The following is a 25,865-nucleotide window of genomic DNA, read 5'->3' as shown; positions in this document are numbered from 1 at the left end:
CGTTAGCGGGAGGCGAATTCTACAGCGTTACTCGCTGCTGTCAACACCTCTTTTTCTCCGCTTTCGACCGAGAAGATCGAACCGTCAATTGAGCGACAACACACTGCTCAACCAACTCCTTCTGGGCTTCGATGACCTGAAGCAACTCGCTGCCGAAAACTGCGTAACTCTTTGTTTGCCAAGGAGTTTTCCGTTTCGACTGCGCCGGAAGTGGGGCGAATTATAGGCTTCCAGAATCTGCCGTCAACACCTAATTACGCTTTTCTATCAGGATGTTCAAAAACCCCGCTTATATATAGACGCGACCTCCAGGAATGCGCAGTATATTGCCCAACACACAAAGCAACACTCTTGCTTCCTGCCTTGGACGATGCCACGCAATGAATAATCAACCTCGCAGCCTTGCCTCGACCCTGTTCTCGGTTGGCCTGCTATTAATAGCCATGGCGTCGATCCAGTCCGGAGCCTCCCTGGCCAAGAGCATGTTCCCTGTTATCGGTGCGCAGGGGACAACGACTCTGCGGTTGATTTTCGCCAGTGTGATCATGCTGGTGCTCCTGCGCCCATGGCGTGCGAAGCTCACAGCAAAATCCTTGCGCACTGTCATTGTGTACGGGATGGCACTTGGCGGCATGAACTTCCTCTTCTATATGTCCCTACGCACCGTCCCTCTGGGCATCGCGGTAGCACTGGAATTCACCGGGCCATTGGCGGTCGCCATTTATGCCTCACGTCGCGCGATCGACTTTCTATGGATCGCCCTGGCCGCCGTCGGGTTGCTGCTGTTAATACCTACGGGTGCCACGACTGCCGGCATTGATCTGGTCGGAGCGGGTTATGCCTTGGGCGCAGGGGTCTGTTGGGCGTTGTACATTCTATTTGGCCAGAAGGCCGGTGCAGACAATGGCGTACAGACTGCCGCACTGGGCGTCATGATCGCCGCACTGTTCGTAGCGCCGATCGGCATTGTGCATGCTGGCGCGGCACTGCTGACGCCATCGCTGATCCCTGTAGCGATTGGCGTCGCCCTGTTGTCCACCGCCCTGCCCTATACGCTGGAAATGGTCGCCCTTACCCGAATTCCAGCTCGGACCTTCGGCACGCTGATGAGTATTGAACCTGCATTCGGTGCACTATCAGGCCTGTTGTTCCTCCATGAGTACCTCTCACTGTCACAGTGGATGGCTATCATGTGCATCATTCTGGCTTCCGTGGGCGCGACCATGACCATGGGCAGTACCGCCAAGCCTGCGGTTGCGGTGGATTGATACAGGATTTGACGAAGGTCTGGTATTTACCCCGCAATTAGGCCATGTTTAGGTCCGCAACCCAGTGTCAGACATGGATTTTTCACGACAGGGATACCAGAACGCTTCAAGCTTAAGCGAACACAGCCAGACCCGGGCACAAAGATCCGGGGACGCTATAAGGACAGCAATGAAACGAATTGTGCTACTGATCGCCGTACTTGCAGTTGCGGGCTGCGCAGCGACTTCGGAAACTCATACCAAACGCGGCAAGAAAGGATTGCATATCAACTGTTCCGGACTGTCGTCATCCTGGGATAAGTGTTACACCAGCGCAGCCAACTCCTGCGCGCCCAAGGGATACAAGGTCATCGCGAAGTCAGGGGATGGCGTGGAAGAACCTGGCGATTATCCGTTTGGTCTCAACCCGGCTGGCTATACCAGCCGCAGCATGATTGTCATCTGCAAATAGGCCGCCTCTTCAGGTCCGCGGACCGGCGATCTGACGGCTGATCTCATCGTAACTGGACTTCAGTACCGTACGCTGGATGTCAGGGGTGGCCAGCATTCGCGCCACAACCAACGCCCCGATGCATTGCGACAGAATCGCCCATGCCAGGCTGTCGCTCTCCAGAATCCGCGCCCAACTCTCTTGTAGCCGACAAATCCAGTTCTCCGCCTGCTGGCGAATCAATATGTCTGAACGGGCTATTTCCGCGCCCAATGCCGGCAAGGCACAACCCGATTCAGGGTGTTCAACATGGGACATACTCAAATAGTGCCTCAGGCAGCGTTCGAGCCTCTCACGGTCCTGATCCGCCCCCAATCGCTCCAGACTTTGAGCCAGCTCACGCTCGACAATTGAAGCGAACAGCTCATCCTTCGACGAAAAGTGGCTGTAAAAAGCACCGCCACTCAAGCCGATCGCTTTCATCAATGCATCAACACCCACTGTTGCGAAACCCGACTTCTTCGCCGACACCGCACTGCTTTCCAGCAACTTCTGTTTGGTTTCCAGTTTGTGATTGGCCGAGTAACGCATTGTCTTGCCCTCAGTGTTGATCATCTTGACGCTTGCCGAATCGTAGCATAACGTTCGTTTAGTTAACGATCGTTTAGCAAAGGAGCCACCATGAATAACAAGAAGGTCGTACTGGTTGTCGGCGCCGGTGATGCAACGGGCGGCGCTATTGCCAAACGTTTTGCTCGAGAAGGATTTGTCGCGTGCGTTACCCGACGCAGCGCGGACAAACTCCAACCGTTGGTGGACGCCATCAACGCCGAGGGCGGTGAAGCTCATGGTTTTGCCTGTGATGCGCGCAAGGAAGAGGAGGTAATTGCGCTGGTCGAGCAGATTGAAAACCAGATCGGGCCCATCGAAGCATTTGTGTTCAACATCGGCGCCAATGTGCCTTGCAGCATTCTCGAAGAAACCGCCCGCAAGTATTTCAAGATATGGGAAATGGCCTGTTTCTCAGGCTTTCTCAACGCCCGTGAAGTAGCCAAGCGCATGGCCCAGCGCCAACGGGGCACCATCCTGTTTACCGGCGCGACCGCCGGCCTGCGTGGTGCCGCCGGTTTTGCAGCGTTCGCCGGTGCCAAGCACGGCATTCGTGCGTTGGCTCAAAGCATGGCCCGCGAATTGGGACCGATGAATATCCACGTTGCCCACGTCGTCATCGACGGCGCCATCGATACCGACTTTATCCGTGAGACCTTTCCCGAGAAGTACGCCACCAAGGATCAGGACGGCATCCTCAATCCCGAGCACATCGCCGAAAACTACTGGTACCTGCACAGTCAGCCCCGCGACGCCTGGACTTTCGAGCTGGACCTGCGCCCCTGGAACGAACGCTGGTAAGCCCTCCCCTATAACAATAAACAGAGCGCATTGAACATGAGCAAAACCGTGGAGTTCTACTTCGACCTCGGCAGCCCTGCCACCTACCTGGCCTACACCCAACTGCCGAAAATCTGCGAGCAGACCGACAGCCAATTGATCTTCATTCCGATGTTGCTGGGCGGTGTTTTCAAAGCCATCGGCAACGCGTCCCCCGCGACCATTCCGGCCAAAGGCCGCTACATGTTTCAGGACCTGGACCGCTACGCCAAACGTTATGGCGTGCCTCTGAAGTTCAATCCACACTTTCCCATTAATACATTGATGCTGATGCGTGCCGTCACGGGCATGCAATTGCGCCATCCCGAGCGCTTTCAGGCATTCATCGACTGCCTGTTTAAAGCACTTTGGGTCGAGGGACGCAGCCTCGATGACCCGGCGACCGTCGCTTCAGTGCTGGCGCAGAACGGCTTTGATGCCAATGAAGTGCTGGCCCTGACCGCCGATGACGACGTCAAGGCAGCGCTCAAGGACAACACCGATAAAGCGGTGCAACGCGGCGTGTTCGGCGCCCCCAGCATGTTCATCGATAACCAGCTGTTCTTCGGCCAGGATCGACTGGACTTCGTGATTGAAGCCCTGCGTTAGATCTCGATGACCAACCGCCCCTGAGCCGCTCCGGAAACCAGCAGCTCATGGGCGGCCTCCGCGGTTTGCAGGGTGAACGCCCGAGGATCCATTAACGGCTTCAGCTTGCCCGCCTCGATCAAGCGCGCGGCCTCACCAAGAATCTCCCCGTGATGCTCGCGCCCGACACCGGTGAGCAACGGCAACAACGTGAACACGCCAGAATAGGTTGCACCACGAAACGAGAGCGGCGCCAAACTGTGTTGCCCCCACCCCAGGCAACTCAACACATGGCCGTGATAAACCCGCGCGGCCTTGAATGACGCATCCAGAGTCTCGCCGCCCACCGTGTCGTAGACGATATCGAAGCCCTCCCCATCCGTATGTTGCGCTACATACTCCCCGACCGAAGACTGGCGGTAATCGATAAACGTTGCGCCGAAGCTTTCGATGATTGCCTGATGCCTGGCAGAACCGGTGGCAAACACCTGGGCGCCGAAGGCGCGGGCAATTTGCACGGCCACATGCCCAACACCACCCGCACCGCCATGAATCAGCACCTTTTGCCCCGCACGCACCCGCGCCCGGTCCACCAACCCTTCCCACGCCGTAATCAACACCAACGGCAACCCCGCCGCCTCACGCATACTCAAATTGCCTGGCTTGCGCGCCAGCAGTCTGGCATCGACCGCGGCGTACTCCGCCAACGAACCCTGCGCACCGCCAATTCCCGTGGCCATGGCATAAACCTCATCACCCGGCAGCCATCCACTGACACCCTCCCCCACTGACTCGATGGCTCCCGCCAGATCTATGCCCAACACCGCCGGCAATGGCTGACGCGCATGAGCGGCCTGGCCCGAACGAATCTTCCCATCCAGAGGATTCACCCCACTGGCGTTGATCCGCACCAGCACCTGCCCCGCTTCCGGCACTGGCCGTTGAATGGAAGCCAAGCGTAGCGGCGCGTTGGCCGAGTCGACAATCAGAGCGCGCATTTCAAGTGAGTCAGTCATTTCGCATATTCCCGTCAGAGGTGGCTGTGGGATAAATCTTCGCCCCAGCGCCCCATGCTGATAAGACGCTAAATAGCTATAGTGATCATGCCTGTCTGGCATCAATGAGAGATCCCGTGGACAAACTCAATGCAATGGCGATCTTCGTAAGGGTCGTCGAACGCGGCAGCTTTTCTGCCGTTGCCCGAGAGATGCAGACCAGCCAGCCCACCATCAGCAAAGTGTTGAAGGCGCTCGAGACCAGGCTGGGTGGAAAACTGATTACCCGCAGCACCCGTCAGCTTTGCCTGACGGATGAAGGTCTGCGGTACTACAACGAATGTCGACGAATCCTCTCAGCCGTCGATGCGGCCGAGCACAGTTTCCAGTCCGGCCGGGAGCGCATTGCCGGTCACCTGCGCATCGGCTCCTCAGTCAGCTTCGGGCGTTTGCAGATTGCCCCGCGCCTGGCGCAATTTCTCGAACGTCATCCCGACGTAGAAATCGACTTGCAACTGAGTGATCAAAATCAGGACCTGGTCAGCGAAGGGCTGGATGTCACGTTCAGAATCGGTGAGCTGAATGACAGCGGCCTCATCGCCCGCCGCATCGGCACCACCCACCGCGTAACCGTCGCAGCGCCCGCCTATCTCAAAAAATACGGCCAGCCGCACAGCCCGGCAGAATTGAACGGACACAATTGCCTGCAGTTCAATCTGCTGAACAGTCAGAATTTATGGGTGTTCGAGAAGAACAATCAACGTCACGACGTGCGGATCAAGGGCAATGCGCAAAGCAACAACTCGGAGGCGATCCGCGAGATGGTGTTGGCGGGAATGGGAATTGCGCTGTCGCCAGTGTGGCTATTCAGCGAAGATCTGCAGGCCGGGCGAGTGACCGCGATCCTGCAGGACTACACCGCGCAGTCACTGCCGATGCATGCCGTGTCCCCGGCGAATCGTCGCCAATCCGCCAGGGTCATAGCCTTTGTCGACTACATGAGTCAGGCGCTGGCGTCAGCGCCTGAACTCAAGCCGATCAGATAGCGGCGGTACGGGTGTTCAACCACTCAAGGGCCGCACCGTCGAGCAATGGGCTCAAGCGCTCGCGCACTTCCGCGTGGTAGGCGTTGAACCACTGTTTTTCGTCCTGAGTCAGCAGCGACGACTCCAGGCAACGCGTGTCGATCGGGCACAGGGTCAGGGTTTCGAATTTCAGGAACTCACCGAATTCGCTCTTGCCCGCTTCACGGTTCAACACCAGGTTTTCGATCCGCACGCCCCAACGGCCCGGACGGTAGGTGCCCGGCTCGATGGAGGTGATCATGCCCGGCTGCATCGCGGTTTGCGGCGCAGCAACAGCTTGATAGGCAATCACTTGCGGGCCTTCGTGAACGTTGAGGAAATAGCCGACGCCGTGACCGGTGCCGTGACCGTAATCAACGTTCTCCGCCCAGATCGGCGCGCGGGCGATGGCGTCCAGCAACGGCGACAAAATACCCCGAGGGAATTGCGCACGGGACAGAGCAATTACGCCCTTCAATACTCGCGTGCAATCGCGCTTCTGCTCATCGGTTGGCGTACCGACCGGGACCATCCGCGTGATGTCGGTGGTGCCGCCCAGGTATTGACCGCCGGAGTCGATCAGCAACAGACCATCGCCCTCGATCACCGCGTGTTCTTCTTCGGTCGCGTGGTAATGCGGCATCGCCCCATTGGCGTTGAACGCGGCAATGGTATTGAAGCTCAACGACACGTAATCCGGACGACGCGTGCGTGCTGCGGTCAGGTGTTCGTCGATGGTCAGCTCGGTGATGCGTTCGCGGCCCCACGCCGACTCCAGCCAGGCGAAGAATTCGCACAACGCCGCGCCGTCCTGCTCCATGGCACGACGGATGTGCTCGGCATCGGCCAGGCTTTTCTGCGATTTGGCCAATGTCGTCGGGTTCAGGCCTTCGACCAGTTTCACGCCGCTGTCCAGGTTATCCAGCAGACCGGCGGTGACACGTGCCGGGTCGACTTGCAGGCTCGCGCCGCTCGGCACGGCGCGCAACGCGTCGGCCACTTCGCGGTAATCGCGCAGGGTCACGCCGTCCTGTTCAAGGATCGCGCGCAGCTCGGCGCTGACTTTGCTCAGGGCCACGAACAGGGTCGCCTGCTGTTGGCTGATCAACGCGAACGAGACGAACACCGGGTTGAAGGACACATCGCCGCCGCGCAGGTTGAACAGCCACGCGATGTCATCGAGGGTGGCAATGAAATGCCAATCGGCGCCCCGCTCTTTCAGCACTTCACGCAGGTTGGCGAGTTTTTCGCCACGGCTGACCGTCGCCTGGGGCGGCAAGTGTTGATAAATCGGCTCGTTCGGCAGCGTCGGGCGGTCGCTCCAGACTTCGCTCAACAGATCGATGTCGGTGCGCAGACGGGCGCCGCGCTCTTCGAGCTTGCTGCCCAACGTGCGTGCCGAGGCCACGGCCATCACCGCACCGTCGACGGCGACGACGCCACCTTCAGGGGTTTGTTCGGCCAGCCAGTCCAGCGGGCTGGGCTGGCCCGGTTGCAGCTTGACCAGTTCGATGCCGCTGCCTTTGAGTTCCTTGCTCGCTTGTTCCCAATAACGGCTGTCGGCCCAGACACCGGCAAAGTCCGGCGTGACGATCAGCGTACCGACCGAGCCATGGAAGCCCGACAGCCATTGCCGACCTTGCCAGTAGCCCGGCAGGTATTCCGACAGGTGCGGATCGGCCGACGGCACCAGCAGGGCATGAATGCCCTCCCGACTCATCAGCTCGCGGGTGTGTGCCAGGCGCTCGGGCACCGACCCATTGATCGAAGGCTGCGTACTCATCATGTCTCCTGCTAATCACTTCATCATTATTGTTGAGTGCCGATCAACGTCGGCACTTAAGGCCTTATTGCCAGAATGCCGGAGCACTGGCGCAGGCCGACTTAATCAGTTGGGCCGCCTGGTCGATGTCCTGCTCGGTGGTGAAACGTCCCAGGCTCAAGCGAATGGTGCGGCCCGCCGAGCGAGCGTCATGCCCCAGTGCCAGCAGCACATGGGACGGAGCATTGCTCGCGGAGTTGCAGGCCGAAGTCGCGGAAAACGCGATCGAGGCGCTCAACGCCGCGGAATTGAACTCACCTTCGCTGAAGGTCAGGCTCAAGGTGTGAGGGATGCGCTGGGTCGCACTGCCATTGAGGCGAACGCCGGGAATACTCAGCAGGTGTTCAAGCAAGCGCTCCCGCAGACGCGCGATAGTGGCTTTCTCTTCATCGAACAGTTGCGCGGCCAAGGCGAACGCCACGCCCATGGCAGCAATCTGGTGCGTCGCGAGGGTCCCGGAGCGCAAGCCACCTTCATGGCCTCCACCGTGAATCTGTGCCTGCAAACGCTGTTGCGCTCGAGGCCCGACATACAGCGCGCCGATGCCTTTGGGACCATAGATCTTGTGCGCCGAAAACGACATCAGGTCCACCGGCAAGTGCGCCAGGTCGATCGCCACTTTTCCCGCGCCCTGAGCGGCGTCGACATGGAACAACGCCTCGCGGGCCCGCACGACCTCGCCGATGGCCGCGATGTCATTGACCGTGCCCAATTCGTTATTGACCAGCATCAGCGACACCAGAAAGGTGTCCTCGCGCAGCGCTTCGCTGACCGCTTGCGGGGTAATCAAACCTTGCGCGTCGGGCACCAGATACGTCACGGCAACGCCGGCATCCTGCAATTGCTTCGCGGTGTCGAGAATTGCCTTGTGTTCGATCTGGCTGGTGATGATGTGGCCGCCGGACACTCCGCGCGCCTGGGCTACGCCCTTGAGGGCGAGGTTATTCGATTCGGTAGCGCCGGAAGTCCAGACGATCTGCTCCGCTTGCGCACCCACGAGTGCGGCAACTTGCAGTCGCGCCTGCTCGACCGATTGCCGGGCCTGTTGGCCGAATGCATGGGAGCTGGACGCAGGATTGCCGAAATTCCCGGCAAACCCCAGACACTCGACCATGACCTTGATGACCCGCTCATCCACCGGCGTGGTGGCGGCGTAGTCGAAATACAACGGACGTTTATTCATAAAAGACTCGCAGAGCTTGTTCCGGGATCAGGTGCTGGGAACCAGTCAACCAGCAATACCTGATCGGATGCGTAATAGAAGTACGACTTCATTGAAAAGTGCGTAGGAACGCTCCTGAAGTCGAGCTTAACAGGCATCGGGCAACCGGATGAAGCAATGCGTCAGCTAAAGCTTTCGAGCAACAACGGATACAGCGAAATCACCAGCAACGCGGCCATGCCCCAATTGAACACGCGCAACCAGCGGCGGTCCTTGAGCACATTGCGCAGCAGTGTGCCGCACGCGGCCCAGACGCCGACGCTCGGCAGGTTGATCACGGCGAAAACCGCCGCAATCACGATGACGTTGGTGAAATAGCCCTGCATCGGCGTGTAGGTGCTGATTGCACCGATGGCCATGATCCAGGCCTTGGGGTTGACCCACTGAAACGCTGCCGCGCCGAGGTAGCTGATCGGTTTGCTTTCACCGTTATGACCATCGGATACCGGCCCGGAATGCGCGATTTTCCATGCCAGGTACAGCAAATACGCCGCGCCGACGTAGCGCAGCACGGTGTAGAGCAACGGATAGGTTTGAAACACCGCGCCCAGACCAAAACCCACCGCCACCACGAGCACAAAAAAGCCGCAGGTTATGCCAAGCATGTGGGGGATGGTGCGGTTAAAGCCGAAGTTCACGCCCGATGCCAGCAACATGGTGTTGTTCGGACCAGGGGTGATCGAGGTAACGAGGGCAAACAGGGCGAAGCCCAGCAGCAGATCGAACGAGAGCGTCATCGGTGGCAGTCCATCAGGGTCAGTCAGGTATTGACCCTATCGCACACCTTCAGCGAAACCCATGGACAGTTGGGGGAAACTTCGAGCGGTACAGTCGCTCAGCTTGGGCGGCCGTGCAGTTGAACAGCGCGCTCGGCATTCATTTCGCCTTGTTTGTCGAAACGGAAAGATTTCTGCGGCTGACCGAGCAATGCGGCTTTTTGCGCATGGTACTCATCGAAAGACAAACCGCGACGATTCAGCGATTCCAACGCCAGTTGCCGGGTTTCTTCAGCGGTGTAAGGCCGCAACTCCGGGGACACGTGGCTGGCACATCCGGCGAGAACGGAGACCGCGAGCAGCAAGAAAGTGGCGATTAGAGGTTTCATGATGTGGCGTCCTGGCATCTGGGTTCGGGGCAATGAACACAGGCTACTCGCGCCTTTGGATGGGCAGAAATCAACGCGCTCGATAGTGGGTATTGAGGCTGGATCACTCCCCCTTGTAGGAGCCGGCTTGCTGGCGATGACGGCCGTAAAACACTGCATTGCTCAAGGGCGTCTTCGCCGGTAAGCCGGCCCCTACAAGACCGCTCATATTCATTAATGATCTATAAATATCAATCAATGATCTTTTGAGGAATAACAAACAACCTTTATAACAACCCCATCGCCGCAAACAACTGTTGCCCACGCAACTGTTTGCCAGGCAACAGTCATTCAACAAACAGTCCTTAAAATCGAACAGCACGCAGGCATCAATACGCTGCAAGCCACGCAAAACGTGGGCTCGATGGATTGGTACAGCTCTTGCTCAAGCCCTGTGACTACTCACTGCTCGCTGAGCAACTGTTTAAAAAGGAACTGATCATGTCGCGTCCATTGAAAGTCGTTGCCCTCTCCGGCGGTACCTGGCGTCCGTCCCGCACGTTGGTGCTGACCCAGGCGCTGTTGGCCGAACTGGCCGAGCAATTGCCGATCGAGAGCAAGCTGATCGAACTGGGAGACATCGCCCGGCCACTGGGCGCTGCACTGTCGCGTCAGGAACTGAGCGCCGACATCGAAGCCGAGCTGCAAGCCATCGAGCACGCTGATCTGCTGATCGTCGCCGCGCCGGTTTATCGCGGCTCCTACCCGGGCCTGCTTAAACACCTCTTCGACCTGATCGACTTGAACGCGCTGATTGATACGCCGGTACTGCTCGCTGCCACCGGTGGCAGCGAACGGCATGCGCTGGTGCTCGATCACCAGTTGCGGCCGCTGTTCAGTTTCTTCCAGGCGCTGACCCTGCCGATCGGCGTCTACGCCACCGAAGCCGATTTCGCCAATTACCAAATAACCAGTGAGCCCTTGAAGGCCCGCATTCGTCTTGCTGCAGAACGCGCAGCGCCGTTGTTCGGCGTGCACCCCAAAAATCTGCTGAAAATCGCTTAAGGATCTCTTCATGGATGTTTTCTGGTTTCTGCCAACCCACGGCGATGGCCACTACCTGGGCACCACGCAGGGCGCTCGCCCGGTGACGCTCAACTATCTGAAACAAGTGGCTCAGGCCGCTGACAGCCTCGGCTACCACGGCGTGCTGATTCCCACCGGGCGTTCCTGCGAGGATTCGTGGGTGATCGCCTCGGCGCTGGTGCCGTTGACCGAGCGCCTGCGCTATCTGGTGGCGATTCGTCCGGGGATTATTTCGCCGACGGTCTCGGCGCGCATGGCCGCGACCCTGGATCGTCTGTCCAACGGCCGCTTGCTGATCAACGTAGTGACCGGCGGCGACCCGGACGAAAACCGTGGCGACGGGATCTTCCTCGATCACAGCGAACGCTATGAAGTCACCGACGAATTCCTGCACATCTGGCGTCGCGTGCTGCAAGGCGAAGCGGTGGATTTCGAAGGCAAACACCTGCAGGTGCAAAACGCCAAAGCCCTTTATCCGCCGGTGCAGAAACCCTATCCACCGTTGTACTTCGGTGGTTCGTCCGAAGCCGCCCATGAACTCGCCGCCGAGCAGGTTGATGTCTACCTGACCTGGGGCGAACCACCGGCCGCCGTCGCGGAAAAACTCGCCGATGTGCGTGAGCGCGCGGCACGCAACGGGCGCACGGTGAAGTTCGGGATTCGCTTGCACGTGATCGTTCGCGAGACGGCCGAAGAGGCGTGGAAAGCCGCCGACAAACTGATCGAACACATCAGCGACGAGACCATCGCCGCGGCGCAAAAGTCGTTCTCGCGCTTCGACTCCGAAGGCCAGCGGCGCATGGCGGCGTTGCATGACGGACGTCGCGACAACCTGGAAATCGCCCCCAACCTGTGGGCCGGTGTCGGCCTGGTGCGCGGCGGTGCCGGCACGGCGCTGGTGGGTGATCCGCAGCAAGTGGCGGCGCGCATCAAGGAATACGCGGACTTGGGGATCGAGAGCTTCATCTTCTCCGGTTATCCACACCTCGAAGAGGCGTATCGCTTTGCCGAGTTGGTGTTCCCGCTGTTGCCTGAACCGTACGCAAGCCTGGCGGGGCGCGGTGTCACCAACCTCACCGGGCCGTTTGGCGAAATGATCGCCAATGATGTGCTGCCCGCCAAAGCCACGGCCTGACCACCCAATACCTGTGGGAGCGAGCCTGCTCGCGAAAGCGTCCGTACCGTCGACACTGATGTTGAATGTACCGGCCCCTTCGCGAGCAGGCTCGCTACCACAGCGGATCGGTCCTGAATTCACTGAGGAGCCCCGCGTGACTGCCAAGCCGCTAAGCGCCCTGATATCCCCCTTGCAAACCGCCCGCCAGTTGGCTGCCGAGTTTGCCTTGACCGCGGTCGAGCGCGACGAACGTGGCGGTACGCCGAAAGCCGAGCGTGACGCCCTGCGCCGCAGCGGCCTGCTCGCCTTGAGCATTCCCACCCAGTACGGCGGCCTCGGCGCCAGCTGGAGTGAAACCCTGACCATCGTGCGCGAGTTCGCCAAGGTCGACAGTTCGATCGCCCACGTCTTCGGTTTTCATCACCTGATGCTCGCCACCGTGCGCCTGTTCGCCCGGTCCGAGCAGTGGCAGCCGTGGTTCGAACAGACCGCGCGCAAGAACTGGTTCTGGGGCAATGCCCTCAACCCGCTGGACACCCGCACCGTGGTGAAAAAACTCAGCGGCTGGCGCGAGTTTTCCGGCAAGAAAAGTTTCTGCTCCGGCGCCAGCGATTCGGAAATGCTGATTGCCTCGGCGGTGGACGAAAACGCCGGCGGCAAGCTGTTGATCGCCGCGATCCCCAGCGGCCGCAGCGGCATCACCCTGCACGACGACTGGAACAACATGGGTCAGCGCCAGACCGACAGCGGCAGCGCTTCGTTCGAACGGGTGCGGGTCGAAGAATCGGAATTGCTGCTCGACCCGGGTCCGCTGAGCACACCGTTCGCCTGCCTGCGGCCATTGATCGCGCAGCTGACGTTCACCCACATGTTCCTCGGCATTGCCGAAGGCGCCTTCGAGGAAGCGCGGCAATACACCCTCACCGAAACCCGCCCGTGGCACAAATCCAGTGCGCAGGATGTGCGCCAGGACCCGTATGTCCTCAACCATTACGGCGAATTCTGGGTCGCACTTGAAGGCGTTCGCTTGCTGGTGGAACGCGCCGCCGACCTGCTCGACAAGGCCTGGGCGAAAGGCCCGAACCTCAGTGCCGAAGAACGCGGTCACCTGGCTACCGCCATCGCCACGGCCAAGGTCGCCGCCACCCGCAACGGCCTTGAACTCTGCAGCCGGCTGTTCGAAGTGACCGGCGCGCGCTCGACTCACGCCTCACTGCGACTGGACCGCCACTGGCGCAACCTGCGCACGCAAACCCTGCACGACCCGGTGGATTACAAACTCCATGAACTGGGCGACTGGGCATTGAACCAGTCCCTGCCGATTCCGACTTTCTATTCATAGCCTTCTCATGGAGCCTGCCCCATGCAACTGCTGACCTTACCGCCCTCGCCCGCCCTGGCCACGTCGATCCGCGCCACGGCGCAGGTGTTCGAAGACCCGAAATCCCAGGCCCTGCTCGCCCACATCCAACAGGTCGCGCCCAGCGAAGCCAGCGTGCTGATCATTGGCGAAACCGGCACTGGCAAAGAGTTGGTGGCGCGACATATCCACAACCTCAGCGCCCGGCGTAACCGACCGTTCGTGGCGGTGAACTGCGGCGCGTTCTCTGAATCCCTGGTCGAGGCCGAGTTGTTCGGCCACGAAAAAGGTGCGTTCACCGGTGCCTTGAGCGCCAAGGCCGGCTGGTTCGAAGAGGCCGACGGCGGCACCTTGTTCCTCGATGAAATCGGTGATCTGCCGATGGCGATTCAGGTGAAATTGCTGCGGGTGTTGCAGGAGCGCGAAGTGGTGCGCCTGGGTTCGCGCAAGAGCATTCCGATCAACGTGCGGGTGCTGGCGGCGACCAACGTGCAACTGGAAAAAGCCATCAACGCCGGGCATTTTCGCGAAGACCTGTATTACCGCCTCGACGTGGTCAGCCTGGAACTGAGCCCGCTGCGTGATCGCCCCGGCGACATCCTGCCGCTGACCCGTCACTTCGTCGAAGCCTACAGTCAGCGCCTAGGCTACGGCACCATCACCATCAGCAAAGACGCTGAATTGAAACTGCGCAGTTACAGTTGGCCGGGGAACATCCGCGAGCTGGAAAACGTCATTCACCACACCCTGCTGATTTGCCGGAACGGCGTGATCGAGCGCGATGACTTGCGGCTGTCGAACATGCGCATCGAGCGTCAGGACGACTACCACAGCCAACTCGACGATTCCCCGGAAGCCCTGCTCGACCGGGCCTTTCAGAAGCTGTTCGAGGAACAGGCCGGCGCGCTGCACGAGAAAGTCGAGGACGCCTTGCTGCGTGCGGCTTACCGTTTCAGCCATTACAACCAGGTGCACACCGCCGCGCTGCTGGGCTTGAGCCGCAACGTCACGCGCACACGCCTGATCAAGATCGGTGAGCTGGCGGTGAACAAACGCCGCCCCACGGAAAACGTGCAGGGTGAGCGCTTGATGCAACTCTCGATCTAAGCCACCAGATTGCAGTGCAACGCGTTGTCGTGGCTGCGCTCGAGACTGTGCAGCACCTGGAACGAGCCGAAGGTCACGGTTTTCGCCTGATGGGCGCGGATCAGTTGCCAGAAATCCTGCTCGCCGCTTTCAAAACTCTGAAACGCGGCTTCCCCCGCCTCACGCGATTGCCATTGCAGGTAATTGAGCACCCGCCGGCCATCGTCGCTGGCCTGGATGCTCGCGCTGAGAAAACCGCTGTAGCGCTGAGCCAGGCGTTCGGTTTGTAACGACAGCGCCGAGACCAGTGCGGGCTGCTGATGGGGTTCGATCTCGAATTCGATCAATTGGGTGAAGCTGCGATTTTTCTCTGGTGCTTGCATGAAAAGTCCCCACTGACGTGTCAGGCGGATCTTGCGATCCGAAGGCCTGCAGGGTAAAACCTTGAGTTAACTAGAGGTCAAGGGCATTTTTCACATGATCACCTCGGAACACCTGCATCAAGAACTGACCGTCGGCCAGGTCGCCGCCCGCAGCGGCGTGGCGGTCACGGCGCTGCACTTTTATGAATCCAAAGGGCTGATCAAAAGCAATCGCAATCAGGGCAACCAGCGGCGTTATCCACGGGAAGTATTGCGGCGGGTGGCGCTGATCAAAGTCGCACAGCGCCTGGGGATTCCGTTGGCGGAGATTGGTGAGGCGTTGAAAACCCTGCCGGATAACCGGGCGCCGACGGCGGCGGACTGGAAGGTGTTGTCGGCGCAATGGAGTCGCGAGCTGGATGAGCGGATCAATCAGTTGACCTTGCTGCGGGACAAGCTCAATGGCTGTATCGGCTGTGGGTGTTTGTCGATGGAGGCGTGTCCGTTGCGCAATTTTGGGGATGTGTTGGGGGAACAGGGGCCGGGCGCGCAGCTTCTTGAATCGGGGACAGATCCTAAATAACGGCGCGGCCATCACGGGCAAGCCCGACACAAAACCTGTGGGAGCGTGTGTTGCCCGCGATGGCGTCCTGTCTATCAACGAAAATTTAGAACCCCGGCGCAATCTGCCCTTTGTAACGGGTCAGGATGAACTGGCGGACCTCGTCGGAATTCAACGCCTTGGCCAGTTTCTGCAAACCCGGGTCGTTGATGTTGTCCGGCCGGGCCACCAGAAACTCGATGTACAGGCTCTTGCCCTTCTCGACGATCAACGCGCTGTTGGTGTCGATCCCCGCTTCCAGGGCGTAGTTGGCGAACACGAACGCCAGGTCCACCTGGCTCACCGAACGCGCCAGCAACGCGCCTTCCAGTTCACGGATTTTCAGGTGCTTGGGGTTTTCCGCGATGTCGCGCGGAGTGGCCAGGGTATTGATCGGGTCCTTGAGTTTGATCAGCCCGGCCTCGTGCAGCAGCACCAGCGCGCGGCCGGTGTTCACCGGGTCGTTAGGGATGGACACGGTGGCGCCATCCTTCAGCTCGGTAATGTTTTTGATTTTGGTCGAATAAGCCCCGAACGGCTCGATGTGCACGCCGACCACTGGCACCAGATCGGTGTGGCGGGTTTTGTTGTAGTCATCGAGAAACGGCCGGTACTGGTAATAGTTGGCGTCAAGGTTCTTCAGCGCAAGCTGCTGGTTGGGCTGGATGAAATCAGTGAAGACCTTGATGTCCAGGTCCACGCCTTCCTTGGCCAGGGTTGGTTTGACGAACTCGAGGATCTCCGCGTGCGGCACCGGCGTGGCACCGACGGTGAGTTTTTCGTTGGCGTGAACGCTTAACGAGACGAGGGCAGCCAGAATGGCCAGGGTCTTTTTCATGTTGTGCTCCTAGGCAGATTGAGTGGCCGTCGTGGGGTGGACGTGGGCCTGCGTGTTTTTTTGAGTCGAATATTTATCGTCGGCTGTACCGCGCCACCAATCGGTCGCCGGTCATTTGCAGGGCCTGGACCAGAATCAGTAAAAGCACCACAGTGACCACCATCACGTCAGTCTGGAACCGCTGGTAGCCGTAGCGGATCGCCAGGTCGCCCAGACCGCCGCCGCCAATCACCCCGGCCATCGCCGTGTAATCCACCAGCACAATCGCGGTCACGGTGACCGCCGCCAGCAACCCGCCGCGAGCCTCGGGCAACAAGGTGTGGCGGATGATTTGCCAGGTGGTGCCGCCCATGGCCTGGGTCGCTTCCACGACGCCGCGATCGACTTCGCGCAAGGCGGTTTCCACCAGCCGCGCGAAGAACGGCGTGCAACCGACCACCAGCGGCGGAATGGTCCCCGGCACGCCCAGCGAAGTGCCGACCAGCAGCGTGGTCAGCGGAATCAACACAATCAGCAAAATGATGAACGGCAGCGAACGCAGCATGTTCACGATGACCGACAACACCCGGTAAACGCCGATGGCTTCGTGCAACTGGCGCTTACCGGTGAGGAACAGCACCACGCCCAGCGGCAACCCCAACAGCACGGTAAAACCGAGGGCCGCACCGAGCATGCTCAACGTGTCGAGACAGGCCTGGCCGATGTCGGCCCAGTAAATGTTTTTGAACAGTTCGGCCATGATCAGGACCAGTCGTGGCGCGGCGGTTTCACGCCGTTGAGCAGCCAGTTGCCGACCACGTGGTATTTCCAGCGCACAGGATCATGCAGGGTGTGCACGCGAGCGTTGCGCCAGTGTCGGTCGAAGTTGTGCTTCTTCAGGGTCGAACGGGTGCCGCCGAGTTCGAACAGCTTGTTGCTGGCTTCGATGGCGATTTCGGTGGTCAGCACTTTGGCCTTCGCGACGGCGAGGGACGCTTGGGCGACGTTGTCTTCATCGGGCATCGAACGTGCCGCATCCAGCGCCCAACCGGCGCGTTCCAGCAAGGCTTCGGCGGCTTCCAGGCGAATCTCCAGGCCGCCGACCTGAATGATGGTCAACGGATCTTCGCTGGCCTTTTCCACCCCGGCATCGATCCATGGCCTTGCGAATTGCTGAACGAAGGCGATGGTGTCGCGTAGCGCTGCGCGGGCGATTCCGGCGTCGATGGCGGCGGTGGTCAGTTGCGCGAACGGACCGGCCAGAGTCGGGCTTTCATAGGAGCGCCAAGTCGGGAACACGTTGAACGCCGGGACGTGCAGGTCCTCGGCCAGCACGGTGCCGCTGGAGGTGGTGCGCTGACCGATGCTGTCCCAGTCGTCGACGATCACCAGCCCTGGGGTGCCGCGTTTGACGAAGGACAACTGGCCTTTCAGCTCTTCATCCAGCGCCAGCACCGCCAGCCAGTGGGCGTAAAGCGAACCGGTGCAATAGCCCTTGCGGCCGTTGATCACATGGCCGTCACCATAGCGGCGGATGGTCGCCTGAATGTCCTGCACGTTCTTGCCGCCGGTTTCCGACAAGGCATTGGCGAACCGATGTCCTTGCAACGCCAGGCCGAAGAAGTGCGCCTGCTGCTCGGGCGTGCCTTGCAGGCGGATGTCTTCCAGCAGGCAATAGTGGTTTTGCGGGATTTGGCCCAGCGACGGATCGGCCGCCGAGATGATCGCGATGACCTGCGCCAGCACCGCGTATGACACCTGCGCGCCACCGAATGCTTTCGGCACGCTGATGCCCCACAAGCCACTGTTGGAATACAGATCGACGATCTCGGCTGGCACCTGGCGCGTGCGGTCGCGCTCGGCGTCCTGTTCCAGCAGGACCAAAGCGACGCGCTCGGCCACGCGCAAGGCTTCGGCTTCATCGGCGATCCGATGGGCGGCCGGCGGGTTGATCGGATAAACGGCAGATTCAGGCATATGTCTCTCGGCAACAGTGTTTACCGGAGGACATTGCAGCTTCTGTGCCTGACCGCCTCGGCCAGTGTTTTCGGGTAGTTGCGGGGTTTTCAACAGCCTTGCAATGAGAAACCCGAGCATTCTGTTGCTTCACTGTTTATGGCCGAACAGTGGCGCTGCTGCTCGTCGGGCACTCGGTTGCGTAAAAGCCGCTGACCTATAGTTATCCGGCCGGAATCGGCGAAGGACTATCTTCAACCAGAACAATAGACAGGGAGAATCGTCATGAGCGTCAAACCCATTCCAGAGGGTTATCACAGCATCACCCCCTATCTGGGCATTCAAAAAGCGGCCGAAGCCATCGAGTTCTACAAGAAAGCGTTCGGCGCGACCGAAGTCATGCGCCTGTCCATGCCCGACGGCAGCATCGGTCACGCCGAACTGCGCATCGGCGACTGCCCGATCATGCTCGGCACGCCGTGCGATCAGGGGCCGTTGAGCAATCCCGATAAATCACCGTCCGTGGGCTTGCACCTGTATGTGAACGATGTGGACACGTCTTACAAGCAGGCCATTGCGGCCGGCGCCACGGTGGTGTCCGAGGTCAAGGATCAGTTTTACGGCGACCGTTCGGGAACGTTGAAAGATCCGTATGGGCATTTGTGGTTTCTGGCCACGCGCAAGGAGGATTTGACCCAGGAGCAGATTGAGCAGCGGGCGCAGGAGATGTTTAAGCAGGGTTGAGATCTTCCGTACCTGACCAGGCCCCATCACGGGCAAACCACGCTCCCACAGGTTTTGTGTGCGCCGCAGATCAACTGTGGGAGCTTGCCCGCGCCCACAGTTAACTGCATTCACGGAACGCGAAACATTTACTTTCATATCCCGGTTCGGGATTTCTGATTCTCATTCGTCTTATATAGATGCAGACGGTTCGCGTAGGCAAAAGCCACGACCGTACTTTTCATGGACCCCACGCTGGGAAGCCCGCAGCAGAGGCCCTCTCATCGATACAAGACCTTAATCATGTCGAAGAAATCCCGTTCAAAACTCTGGTTTCTGGTCCATAGCTGGCTGGCACTGCCCATCTGGTTTTTTGTCCTGATCGTTTGTGTGACCGGCACGCTGGCGGTGATCAGCCAGGAAATCGTCTGGCTGGCCAACCCGCAAATGCGCGCCAGCCAACCCTCCGATGATGCGCCGCTGTTGAGCTATGACCAGCTCATTGCCGCGATCAAGCAGGCCGAACCGCAGATCCTGGTCGAGAGCATCAGCCGACCTGACGAAACGCATTTCGCCCTGGATGTGGAAGTGACCTACCCCGACGGCCGCTCGGTGGTGGTGTACGTCAACCCGTACAGCGGCGTGATCCAGGGCACGGCCCCACAATTCAACTTCAGAGCCTTCACCCGCGCCTTGCATGGCTGGTGGCTGGTGCCGTTCACCAATGGCTACAGTTGGGGCTGGTACCTGGTGTCGTTCCTCAGCCTGCCGCTGCTGGCTTCACTGATTACCGGGTTGGTGGTCTACAAGCGCTTCTGGAAAGGTTTTCTGCGACCGACCCTGCGCATTCGTCATGGCGCACGGATTTTCTGGGGCGACTTTCACCGCCTCAGCGGCATCTGGTCGATCTGGTTCATCGCGGTAATTTCCGTGACCAGCACCTGGTTCCTGATCGAAGCGTTCATGTTCGATAACCAGATCACGATTTCCACCGCCCCGGTGGCGCCCGTGGTCCCGCGAGAGAGCGTGCCCCTCACCGCCGATGGTTCGCCGGCACCGATGATCAGCCTGGAAACGGCGATCCGTGAAGCGAAAGCACGCATTCCCGGCCTCGAAGACAGCTTCGTCAGCCTGCCCGCCAATGCCTACAGCTACCTCTCGGTGGGCGGCCGCAGTTGGTATCCGCTGATGTTCCAGACTGCTGAAATCAATCCGTACACCGGCGACGTCGCCGTCACCCGCCTGCTCTCGGACCGCTCGGGGCTGGAGCTGGTAACCGAATCAATGCGGCCGCTGCACACCGGTGATTTCGGCGGGATCTGGATCAAGCTGATCTGGTTCTTCTTCGGTCTGCTCCTGAGCATGATGGTCCTCAGCGGACTGCTGATCTGGACCAAGCGCACCGCCCTGGCCACCGCCAATGCGCTCAAGCGCAGCAACAAACGTCCCCGCGCTGCCGATGCCACTCAAGTCACCAGCCGCGACACCGCGGAGGTCAGCCCATGAGCCTGTTCGCCGCCGAAAAACCGGGCTCCAGACTGAGCCGCTTCTGGCACAAATGGCGCTTCCACATCAACGTCCTGCTGTTGCTCGTGCCCCTGGGCTTTATGCCCAAGTACTTTGCCGATGCCGCCCTCTTTCGCGGGGACACCGGCCTGGGTGAGCGGGAAATCGGGGAAGTTCAGGTCGGGCCGTGGAGTCTGCGCCTGGCGGAATTTCGCAACGAAGCACCGCGGCCCGATGGCCCGGCCGGTTACATGAAGAGTTTCAACGCGGCGCTGTGCGACAGCTGCCGCGAGCAGGTCAAGGCGACTTACCTGCGCATCGGCAAACCGCGCAGCCTGCGCGCCGCCGGGGTGATTTTCTTCGGCACGCCATACCGCATGGGCGCCATGCTGCCGATCCCGGAAAAAACCAAGGCCGACGCCGAGCTGTGGATCACCATGGAAGGCTGGGACGGCGCGATGCATCAAGCCTCCATCCCGCTGAGCCAGGCATCCCCCGCCACCCTTGAGTGGCTGACCAAACAAGGAGGCAAACCATGAGCAACGCCTTTCGCCCTCTCCACGCTGTTTTGCTGGTGCTGTGCGTCGGCTTCAGCGCCAGCGCCCTGGCCCACAACCCGATGTGCGAGTGCAAGGCCATCGACGCCGAGCAGATCCAGTGCACCGGCGGTTTCTCCGACGGCAGCGGCGCACCGGGCGTGACCCTGGATGTGATCGGCTACGACGAAACCATTCTGGTGCCGGGCAAGCTCGGGGCCGATTCCAAGTTGACCTTCAAGAAGCCCAGCGCCGAGTTTTACGTGCTGTTCGACGCCGGTCCCGGCCACGTTGTCGAGATCGACCAAGCGGACATCGAAGCCCCATGAGTACACCCACTACGCACGTCGTCCGCCCGGCCGGTGCCGGCCATGAAACCCTGTATGTGTTGCTGTTGTGCCTGATGATTCTGGCGGTCGCCGGTTCGGTGGTCGCCTGGCGTCATGAGTCCCAGGAAACCAGTAACGTCAGCAGCCATCAACTGGATGCCCGCCGTGACCTGAGCGCTTCCGAGCAAGGCATCTACGCCGATTTGCGGGTGACGCTGGACGAGATTCACCTGCTGCGTCAGGAACAGCAAACCCTGCCAACGCCCGAAGTTCTCGCCGACGAGGGTTTTGCGCCGTTTGCCCAGGACGCCAGTTCCGTCAGCCGTGGCGCTCATGCCTGGCAATTGCTCGACGCCAAGGCGTATTTCGGTCAGAGCCAGACGCCCGCCGTGGCCGGATCGTTTCTGATGCGCCTGACCGCCGACGATGATGCGCCTGACATCTGGCTCAACCGCGCCGCCGACCTCAACGCCCCGATCGACATGGCCGACACCGCGCTGGAAAGCGCTGGCTGGCAGCAGATCGTCGCGCAATTCGATGCCGGCGTGACCCGCCAGCACCGGCACTGAACCCTCGCCTTCACCCGAGAGAAGACCGCTTTCCCATGCCAATTTCATCTCAACGTTCTTACTTGCGCCCGCTGCTGGTCGGCCTGCTTGCCTTGCTGCTGACCCCACTGGCCAGTGCCGACGAAGCCAAGCGCCTGCGCATCGGTATCACCCTGCACCCTTATTACAGCTACGTGGCCAACATCGTCGGCGACAAGGCCGAAGTGGTGCCGCTGATTCCGGCCGGTTTCAACCCGCATGCCTACGAGCCCCGCGCCGAAGACATCAAGCGCATCAGCGGGCTGGACGTGGTCGTGCTCAATGGCGTCGGCCATGACGACTTCGCGGACCGCATGATCGCTGCCAGCGAAACGCCGAACGTTGCGGTGATCGAAGCCAACGAAAACGTACCGCTGTTGGCGGCCACCGGCACGGCCGCGCGCGGAGCCGGCAAGGTGGTGAACCCGCACACGTTCCTGTCGATCAGTGCCTCGATTGCTCAGGTCAACAACATTGCCCGTGAACTCGGCAAGCTCGACCCGGACAACGCCAAGACCTACACCCAGAACGCTCGCGCCTATGGCAAACGCCTGCGGCAGATGCGCGCCGACGCCCTGGCGAAACTGACCCAGGCGCCGAATGCCGAACTGCGGGTGGCTACGGTTCACGCGGCCTACGACTACCTGTTGCGTGAATTCGGCCTGGAAGTGACCGCCGTGGTCGAGCCGGCGCACGGCATCGAGCCGAGCCCGAGCCAGTTGAAAAAGACCATCGATCAACTGCGCGAACTGGATGTGAAAGTGATCTTCTCGGAGATGGATTTCCCGTCTACCTACGTCGAGACCATTCAGCGCGAATCCGGGGTGAAGCTGTACCCGCTGTCGCACATTTCCTATGGCGAATACACCGCCGACAAGTACGAAAAGGAAATGACCGGCAACCTCAACACCGTGGTCCGGGCGATTCAGGAGTCTGGCGCATGACGGCTAAAGAAACCCTCAGCGAATCCCCTGTGGAAGCGAGCCTGCTCGCGAAAGCGTCAGGTCAGTCCGCACATTCGTTAAATGACACAGCGCCTTCGCTGGCAAGCCAGCTCCCACAGGTTTCGGGACCGACGCTGGATTTTGCGGAGGTCAGCTTGACGCTGGGCCGCACGACGATCCTCGACCAGGTCACGTTTCAGGTCCAGCCCGGCAGCGTGCATGCGCTGGTCGGCCCCAATGGGGGCGGCAAGAGTTCGTTGATCAAGACCCTGCTCGGGCAGATGCCGCATCAGGGTCGCTTGAGCCTGCAATGGACTGGCGAACCCGGCACCATCGGCTACGTGCCGCAAGCGCTGGAGTTTGATCGCGGCTTGCCGATGACCGTCGACGATTTCATGGCCGCCATGTGTCAGCGACGCCCGGCGTTTCTCGGGTTGAGCAAGCATTACGCGGCGGCGATTGGTGAAGCGCTGGAGCGGGTCGGCCTGCAGGACAAGCGCAAACGGCGCATGGGCGCCCTGTCCGGCGGCGAGCGTCAGCGCGTGTTGCTGGCGCAGGGGCTGATTCCGGCACCGCAGTTGCTGGTGCTCGATGAACCGATGTCGGCCCTCGACGAGGCGGGCATTCAGGTGTTCGAACGGTTGCTCGGTGACTGGCGTCAGAGCGGGATTACCGTGCTGTGGATCGAGCATGATCTGGAAGCGGTCGGACGTCTGGCGGACCGCGTTACCGGTCTCAATCGCCGGGTGTTGTTCGATGCCACGCCGAAACAGGCACTGACCCCAGACCGTTTGCTGACCCTGTTCTCGACCCATCCACGGAGCGCTGCCTGATGAGTTACGAAGCCTTTCGTTTGATGGTTCAAGGCTGGGCATCTTCAGGTTATCTGCCTGAAGCGCTGGCCTATGGATTCGTGGTCAACGCCCTGCTCGCCGGTTTGCTGATCGGCCCGGTACTCGGTGGTTTGGGCACGCTGGTGGTGGTCAAGCGCTTCGCGTTTTTCTCTGAAGCGGTGGGTCACGCGGCACTGACGGGCGTGGCCATCGGCATTCTGCTCGGCGAGCCCTACACCGGGCCATATGGCAGCCTGTTCGGTTACTGCCTGTTGTTCGGCATTTTGCTCAATTACCTGCGCAACCGTACGGGTCTGGCGCCGGATACATTGATCGGTGTGTTCCTGTCGGTGTCGTTGGCGCTGGGCGCGAGTCTGCTGCTGATTCTGGCGGGCAAGATCAACGTGCACATTCTGGAGAACGTCCTGTTCGGCTCGGTGCTGACGGTCAACGGTAATGATTTGCTGGTGTTGGCCATCGTCGGTTCGCTGGTCATGGCGCTGGCGTTGCCGCTGTACAACCGCATCATGCTCGCCAGTTTCAACCCGCAACTGGCGGCGGTGCGCGGCGTGGCGGTGAAGACCCTGGATTACCTGTTCGTGATTCTGGTGACGCTGATCACTGTGGCGGCGGTGAAAGTCATCGGTGCGATTCTGGTCGGTGCATTGCTGGTGATTCCAGCTGCAGCGGCGCGGTTGCTCAGCCAGTCGCTGAAGGGTTTCTTCTGGTGCTCGGTGCTGATCGCCACGGTCAGCACGCTGTGCGGGATTCTTGCGCCGATTGTCTTCGACCTGCCGATCCCCTCCGGTGCCGCGATCATTCTGGTGGCCGGTATCGCCTTCGCCCTCGCCGCCATTGCGCGCGGTGTCGTACCAAGTCTGAAAGGGAATATTGGATAAATGTCATTTTCTCTGCGTCAACTGACCCTGGCCGTCGCCCTGTGCGGGCTGGTTAATACCTCGTTTGCGGCAGACAGCGCCAAGCCGCTGCAGGTGCTGGCGTCCCTGCCGATCACTTATGGTTTGGGCGAGGTGTTGCTCAAGGGCACTAACGTCAACCTTGAACGGGCGGCGCCGGCGAACTTGCCCGGCAGCCGTCAGACCGCTTATTTCACCGGGCGTGGCGCGCCGGCGCTGGCGAAACTGGCGACGGACGCCGATGCGGTGATTGGTCTGCGTTCGTTGTGGGCGGATGATCCGCTGTACCCGATCGCCCGGCGCAGCAACATTCGCATTGTCGAAGTCGACGCCGCGCGCCCGGTGGACGGCGCCCTGCCCGGCATCGCCGTGCAGCCGGGCAACAAGGTCGATGGCTTGAACAGTCAGCCGTGGTTTTCCAGCAACAACATGGGGCGCATGGCAGACGTGATGGCGGCGGACCTGGTGCGCCTGGCCCCTGCTGCAAAGCCTGTGATCGAGGCAAACCTGGCGGCGCTCAAGCAGCGCTTGCTCAAGTTCAGTGCCGACAGCGAAGCGCGGCTGGCCAGTGCCGATAATCTGAGTGTGATGAGCCTGAGCGATCATTTTGGCTATCTGATTGGGGGGCTCAACCTGGAGCTGATCGGCCTCGATGCGCGGCCGGATGCCGAGTGGACACCGGAAGCGTTGAAGCAATTGGGCGTGACGCTGAAGGACAATGATGTGGCGGTGGTGTTGCATCATCGGCAGCCTTCGGAGGCGGTGAAAGCGGTGATTAATGAGGCCGGTAGCCGGTTGGTGGTGTTGAGTGTGGATGCGGAGGATCCGGTGGGTGAGCTGGAGGGGAATGTGGATTTGGTGATTAAGGGGTTGAGTGGGGCGTAGCTGGCCAATTTTTTCGGGTTTACATATCCGTTGCTGCGGTAACGGCGGCTATTGGTTCCGCCTTTACGGCGGCACCGCAAGGCGGCCTACCGGCCTATCTCTTTGATCGTACGCATGACCCTGTGGGAGCTGGCTTGCCAGCGATGGCCGCCAACGATGATGCGTGCTGCCTGGATGAACACGCTGTCTGGACCTCCATCGCTGGCAAGCCAGCTCCCACAGGGGATTGTTGGTGGACATGTGGAAAAGGGACTCGCTGTACGGGCGAAACCGCCAGTCGCCGTTACCGCAGCAACGGATATGTACACCATCAAGAACC

At 60.3% G+C, this 25,865-nt stretch carries 29 protein-coding genes; 19 read left to right on the top strand and 10 right to left on the bottom strand.

What is annotated here, in order from left to right; all coding sequences use genetic code 11:
• Positions 1-380 precede the first annotated feature (380 nt).
• Together rhtA and F8N43_RS28085 are read left to right on the top strand one after the other, a co-directional pair.
• Positions 381-1,268, top strand: coding sequence for a threonine/homoserine exporter RhtA (gene rhtA / locus F8N43_RS28090; RefSeq protein ID WP_150632158.1), 888 nt, complete (start codon positions 381-383; stop codon positions 1,266-1,268).
• Positions 1,269-1,437: 169 nt separating this feature from the next.
• Complete coding sequence (locus F8N43_RS28085) at positions 1,438-1,719, top strand: hypothetical protein (RefSeq protein ID WP_150632159.1); 282 nt, start codon at positions 1,438-1,440, stop codon at positions 1,717-1,719.
• Positions 1,720-1,728: 9 nt separating this feature from the next.
• Here the strand turns inward: F8N43_RS28085 and F8N43_RS28080 are convergent, their stop codons facing one another.
• Complete coding sequence (locus F8N43_RS28080; RefSeq protein ID WP_150654663.1) at positions 1,729-2,289, bottom strand: TetR/AcrR family transcriptional regulator; 561 nt, start codon at positions 2,287-2,289, stop codon at positions 1,729-1,731.
• A gap of 90 nt (positions 2,290-2,379) precedes the next feature.
• Here F8N43_RS28080 and F8N43_RS28075 point away from each other — a divergent pair, with 90 nt between their 5' ends.
• The gene (locus tag F8N43_RS28075) at positions 2,380-3,108 is read left to right on the top strand and encodes an SDR family oxidoreductase (RefSeq protein WP_150632160.1); all 729 of its coding nucleotides are present in this window, start codon (positions 2,380-2,382) and stop codon (positions 3,106-3,108) included.
• Positions 3,109-3,144: 36 nt separating this feature from the next.
• A complete protein-coding gene (locus tag F8N43_RS28070) occupies positions 3,145-3,735 on the top strand; it encodes a 2-hydroxychromene-2-carboxylate isomerase (RefSeq protein WP_150654662.1) in 591 nt (196 codons plus the stop codon).
• On the opposite strand, the gene F8N43_RS28065 is transcribed toward F8N43_RS28070, so the two are convergent.
• A complete protein-coding gene (locus F8N43_RS28065; protein ID WP_150654661.1) occupies positions 3,732-4,730 on the bottom strand; it encodes a zinc-dependent alcohol dehydrogenase family protein in 999 nt (332 codons plus the stop codon). The genes F8N43_RS28070 and F8N43_RS28065 overlap by 4 nt on opposite strands.
• Positions 4,731-4,834: 104 nt before the next feature.
• Between F8N43_RS28065 and F8N43_RS28060 the strand changes: the two genes are divergently transcribed.
• The gene (locus F8N43_RS28060) at positions 4,835-5,755 is read left to right on the top strand and encodes a LysR family transcriptional regulator (protein WP_191630164.1); all 921 of its coding nucleotides are present in this window, start codon (positions 4,835-4,837) and stop codon (positions 5,753-5,755) included.
• On the opposite strand, the gene F8N43_RS28055 is transcribed toward F8N43_RS28060, so the two are convergent.
• The 4 genes from F8N43_RS28055 to F8N43_RS28040 all read right to left on the bottom strand — a co-directional run bounded on the left by F8N43_RS28055 (position 5,748) and on the right by F8N43_RS28040 (position 9,922).
• Positions 5,748-7,556 carry an aminopeptidase P family protein gene (locus tag F8N43_RS28055; protein WP_150654660.1) on the bottom strand — a complete coding sequence of 603 codons (1,809 nt, stop codon included), beginning with the start codon at positions 7,554-7,556 and terminating at the stop codon, positions 5,748-5,750. The genes F8N43_RS28060 and F8N43_RS28055 overlap by 8 nt on opposite strands.
• A gap of 64 nt (positions 7,557-7,620) precedes the next feature.
• Positions 7,621-8,778, bottom strand: a complete 1,158-nt coding sequence (locus tag F8N43_RS28050; protein ID WP_150635781.1) for a cysteine desulfurase family protein — start codon at positions 8,776-8,778, stop codon at positions 7,621-7,623.
• Positions 8,779-8,939: 161 nt separating this feature from the next.
• On the bottom strand, positions 8,940-9,554 hold the full coding sequence (locus tag F8N43_RS28045) for a LysE family translocator (protein WP_150654659.1): 615 nt from the start codon (positions 9,552-9,554) through the stop codon (positions 8,940-8,942).
• 98 nt (positions 9,555-9,652) lie between these two features.
• The gene (locus tag F8N43_RS28040) at positions 9,653-9,922 is read right to left on the bottom strand and encodes a hypothetical protein (protein WP_150632167.1); all 270 of its coding nucleotides are present in this window, start codon (positions 9,920-9,922) and stop codon (positions 9,653-9,655) included.
• Between the two features lie 480 nt (positions 9,923-10,402).
• Here F8N43_RS28040 and msuE point away from each other — a divergent pair, with 480 nt between their 5' ends.
• The 4 genes from msuE (at position 10,403) to F8N43_RS28015 (ending at position 14,571) form a co-directional block, all read left to right on the top strand.
• Positions 10,403-10,966: an FMN reductase gene (gene msuE, locus F8N43_RS28035; RefSeq protein WP_150632168.1), complete on the top strand. Its 564-nt coding sequence runs from the start codon at positions 10,403-10,405 to the stop codon at positions 10,964-10,966.
• A gap of 10 nt (positions 10,967-10,976) precedes the next feature.
• A complete protein-coding gene (gene ssuD, locus F8N43_RS28030) occupies positions 10,977-12,122 on the top strand; it encodes an FMNH2-dependent alkanesulfonate monooxygenase (protein WP_150632169.1) in 1,146 nt (381 codons plus the stop codon).
• Positions 12,123-12,258: 136 nt separating this feature from the next.
• Positions 12,259-13,446 carry an acyl-CoA dehydrogenase family protein gene (locus tag F8N43_RS28020; protein WP_150635787.1) on the top strand — a complete coding sequence of 396 codons (1,188 nt, stop codon included), beginning with the start codon at positions 12,259-12,261 and terminating at the stop codon, positions 13,444-13,446.
• A 21-nt stretch (positions 13,447-13,467) separates the two neighbouring features.
• The gene (locus F8N43_RS28015) at positions 13,468-14,571 is read left to right on the top strand and encodes a sigma-54 interaction domain-containing protein (RefSeq protein ID WP_150632171.1); all 1,104 of its coding nucleotides are present in this window, start codon (positions 13,468-13,470) and stop codon (positions 14,569-14,571) included.
• On the opposite strand, the gene F8N43_RS28010 is transcribed toward F8N43_RS28015, so the two are convergent.
• On the bottom strand, positions 14,568-14,933 hold the full coding sequence (locus F8N43_RS28010) for an antibiotic biosynthesis monooxygenase (RefSeq protein ID WP_150632172.1): 366 nt from the start codon (positions 14,931-14,933) through the stop codon (positions 14,568-14,570). The genes F8N43_RS28015 and F8N43_RS28010 overlap by 4 nt on opposite strands.
• Positions 14,934-15,027: 94 nt before the next feature.
• Here F8N43_RS28010 and soxR point away from each other — a divergent pair, with 94 nt between their 5' ends.
• The gene (soxR, locus tag F8N43_RS28005; protein ID WP_150632173.1) at positions 15,028-15,495 is read left to right on the top strand and encodes a redox-sensitive transcriptional activator SoxR; all 468 of its coding nucleotides are present in this window, start codon (positions 15,028-15,030) and stop codon (positions 15,493-15,495) included.
• An 85-nt stretch (positions 15,496-15,580) separates the two neighbouring features.
• Here the strand turns inward: soxR and F8N43_RS28000 are convergent, their stop codons facing one another.
• From F8N43_RS28000 to F8N43_RS27990, 3 genes are all read right to left on the bottom strand, one after another.
• Positions 15,581-16,351, bottom strand: coding sequence for a MetQ/NlpA family ABC transporter substrate-binding protein (locus tag F8N43_RS28000; protein ID WP_150632174.1), 771 nt, complete (start codon positions 16,349-16,351; stop codon positions 15,581-15,583).
• Between the two features lie 73 nt (positions 16,352-16,424).
• On the bottom strand, positions 16,425-17,090 hold the full coding sequence (locus tag F8N43_RS27995) for a methionine ABC transporter permease (RefSeq protein WP_150632175.1): 666 nt from the start codon (positions 17,088-17,090) through the stop codon (positions 16,425-16,427).
• A 2-nt stretch (positions 17,091-17,092) separates the two neighbouring features.
• Complete coding sequence (locus F8N43_RS27990) at positions 17,093-18,307, bottom strand: SfnB family sulfur acquisition oxidoreductase (RefSeq protein ID WP_150654658.1); 1,215 nt, start codon at positions 18,305-18,307, stop codon at positions 17,093-17,095.
• Between the two features lie 264 nt (positions 18,308-18,571).
• Here F8N43_RS27990 and F8N43_RS27985 point away from each other — a divergent pair, with 264 nt between their 5' ends.
• From F8N43_RS27985 to F8N43_RS27945, 9 genes are all read left to right on the top strand, one after another.
• Entirely contained in the window at positions 18,572-19,030 is a 459-nt protein-coding gene (locus tag F8N43_RS27985; protein WP_150635794.1) for a VOC family protein, read from the top strand.
• 282 nt (positions 19,031-19,312) lie between these two features.
• On the top strand, positions 19,313-20,515 hold the full coding sequence (locus F8N43_RS27980) for a PepSY-associated TM helix domain-containing protein (protein WP_150632178.1): 1,203 nt from the start codon (positions 19,313-19,315) through the stop codon (positions 20,513-20,515).
• A complete protein-coding gene (locus F8N43_RS27975; RefSeq protein WP_150632179.1) occupies positions 20,512-21,054 on the top strand; it encodes a thiamine pyrophosphate-binding protein in 543 nt (180 codons plus the stop codon). Before F8N43_RS27980 ends, F8N43_RS27975 begins: the two co-directional genes overlap by 4 nt.
• Entirely contained in the window at positions 21,051-21,380 is a 330-nt protein-coding gene (locus F8N43_RS27970) for a hypothetical protein (RefSeq protein WP_150632180.1), read from the top strand. The genes F8N43_RS27975 and F8N43_RS27970 overlap by 4 nt, the downstream gene beginning before the upstream one ends.
• On the top strand, positions 21,377-21,949 hold the full coding sequence (locus F8N43_RS27965; RefSeq protein WP_150635798.1) for a DUF6162 family protein: 573 nt from the start codon (positions 21,377-21,379) through the stop codon (positions 21,947-21,949). The genes F8N43_RS27970 and F8N43_RS27965 overlap by 4 nt, the downstream gene beginning before the upstream one ends.
• A 35-nt stretch (positions 21,950-21,984) precedes the next feature.
• Positions 21,985-22,911 carry a metal ABC transporter substrate-binding protein gene (locus F8N43_RS27960; protein WP_150635800.1) on the top strand — a complete coding sequence of 309 codons (927 nt, stop codon included), beginning with the start codon at positions 21,985-21,987 and terminating at the stop codon, positions 22,909-22,911.
• Complete coding sequence (locus F8N43_RS27955) at positions 22,908-23,744, top strand: metal ABC transporter ATP-binding protein (protein ID WP_150635802.1); 837 nt, start codon at positions 22,908-22,910, stop codon at positions 23,742-23,744. The genes F8N43_RS27960 and F8N43_RS27955 overlap by 4 nt, the downstream gene beginning before the upstream one ends.
• On the top strand, positions 23,744-24,643 hold the full coding sequence (locus tag F8N43_RS27950) for a metal ABC transporter permease (RefSeq protein WP_046049213.1): 900 nt from the start codon (positions 23,744-23,746) through the stop codon (positions 24,641-24,643). The genes F8N43_RS27955 and F8N43_RS27950 overlap by 1 nt, the downstream gene beginning before the upstream one ends.
• On the top strand, positions 24,644-25,546 hold the full coding sequence (locus tag F8N43_RS27945) for a metal ABC transporter substrate-binding protein (RefSeq protein WP_150654657.1): 903 nt from the start codon (positions 24,644-24,646) through the stop codon (positions 25,544-25,546). It begins immediately after the preceding gene.
• Positions 25,547-25,865: the final 319 nt, after the last annotated feature.

The sequence above is a fragment of the Pseudomonas fluorescens genome, assembly GCF_902498065.1.
GTDB lineage: Bacteria > Pseudomonadota > Gammaproteobacteria > Pseudomonadales > Pseudomonadaceae > Aquipseudomonas > Aquipseudomonas fluorescens_BJ.
This window is presented reverse-complemented; position numbering and strand designations above follow the sequence as displayed.

Coding starts and splice junctions, on each gene's coding strand:
- rhtA (WP_150632158.1), top strand. CDS start 381: ATGAATAATCAACCTCGCAGCCTTGCCTCGACCCTGTTCTCGGTTGGC.
- F8N43_RS28085 (WP_150632159.1), top strand. CDS start 1,438: ATGAAACGAATTGTGCTACTGATCGCCGTACTTGCAGTTGCGGGCTGC.
- F8N43_RS28080 (WP_150654663.1), bottom strand. CDS start 2,289: ATGCGTTACTCGGCCAATCACAAACTGGAAACCAAACAGAAGTTGCTG.
- F8N43_RS28075 (WP_150632160.1), top strand. CDS start 2,380: ATGAATAACAAGAAGGTCGTACTGGTTGTCGGCGCCGGTGATGCAACG.
- F8N43_RS28070 (WP_150654662.1), top strand. CDS start 3,145: ATGAGCAAAACCGTGGAGTTCTACTTCGACCTCGGCAGCCCTGCCACC.
- F8N43_RS28065 (WP_150654661.1), bottom strand. CDS start 4,730: ATGACTGACTCACTTGAAATGCGCGCTCTGATTGTCGACTCGGCCAAC.
- F8N43_RS28060 (WP_191630164.1), top strand. CDS start 4,835: ATGAGAGATCCCGTGGACAAACTCAATGCAATGGCGATCTTCGTAAGG.
- F8N43_RS28055 (WP_150654660.1), bottom strand. CDS start 7,556: ATGAGTACGCAGCCTTCGATCAATGGGTCGGTGCCCGAGCGCCTGGCA.
- F8N43_RS28050 (WP_150635781.1), bottom strand. CDS start 8,778: ATGAATAAACGTCCGTTGTATTTCGACTACGCCGCCACCACGCCGGTG.
- F8N43_RS28045 (WP_150654659.1), bottom strand. CDS start 9,554: ATGACGCTCTCGTTCGATCTGCTGCTGGGCTTCGCCCTGTTTGCCCTC.
- F8N43_RS28040 (WP_150632167.1), bottom strand. CDS start 9,922: ATGAAACCTCTAATCGCCACTTTCTTGCTGCTCGCGGTCTCCGTTCTC.
- msuE (WP_150632168.1), top strand. CDS start 10,403: ATGTCGCGTCCATTGAAAGTCGTTGCCCTCTCCGGCGGTACCTGGCGT.
- ssuD (WP_150632169.1), top strand. CDS start 10,977: ATGGATGTTTTCTGGTTTCTGCCAACCCACGGCGATGGCCACTACCTG.
- F8N43_RS28015 (WP_150632171.1), top strand. CDS start 13,468: ATGCAACTGCTGACCTTACCGCCCTCGCCCGCCCTGGCCACGTCGATC.
- F8N43_RS28010 (WP_150632172.1), bottom strand. CDS start 14,933: ATGCAAGCACCAGAGAAAAATCGCAGCTTCACCCAATTGATCGAATTC.
- soxR (WP_150632173.1), top strand. CDS start 15,028: ATGATCACCTCGGAACACCTGCATCAAGAACTGACCGTCGGCCAGGTC.
- F8N43_RS28000 (WP_150632174.1), bottom strand. CDS start 16,351: ATGAAAAAGACCCTGGCCATTCTGGCTGCCCTCGTCTCGTTAAGCGTT.
- F8N43_RS27995 (WP_150632175.1), bottom strand. CDS start 17,090: ATGGCCGAACTGTTCAAAAACATTTACTGGGCCGACATCGGCCAGGCC.
- F8N43_RS27990 (WP_150654658.1), bottom strand. CDS start 18,307: ATGCCTGAATCTGCCGTTTATCCGATCAACCCGCCGGCCGCCCATCGG.
- F8N43_RS27985 (WP_150635794.1), top strand. CDS start 18,572: ATGAGCGTCAAACCCATTCCAGAGGGTTATCACAGCATCACCCCCTAT.
- F8N43_RS27980 (WP_150632178.1), top strand. CDS start 19,313: ATGTCGAAGAAATCCCGTTCAAAACTCTGGTTTCTGGTCCATAGCTGG.
- F8N43_RS27975 (WP_150632179.1), top strand. CDS start 20,512: ATGAGCCTGTTCGCCGCCGAAAAACCGGGCTCCAGACTGAGCCGCTTC.
- F8N43_RS27970 (WP_150632180.1), top strand. CDS start 21,051: ATGAGCAACGCCTTTCGCCCTCTCCACGCTGTTTTGCTGGTGCTGTGC.
- F8N43_RS27965 (WP_150635798.1), top strand. CDS start 21,377: ATGAGTACACCCACTACGCACGTCGTCCGCCCGGCCGGTGCCGGCCAT.
- F8N43_RS27960 (WP_150635800.1), top strand. CDS start 21,985: ATGCCAATTTCATCTCAACGTTCTTACTTGCGCCCGCTGCTGGTCGGC.
- F8N43_RS27955 (WP_150635802.1), top strand. CDS start 22,908: ATGACGGCTAAAGAAACCCTCAGCGAATCCCCTGTGGAAGCGAGCCTG.
- F8N43_RS27950 (WP_046049213.1), top strand. CDS start 23,744: ATGAGTTACGAAGCCTTTCGTTTGATGGTTCAAGGCTGGGCATCTTCA.
- F8N43_RS27945 (WP_150654657.1), top strand. CDS start 24,644: ATGTCATTTTCTCTGCGTCAACTGACCCTGGCCGTCGCCCTGTGCGGG.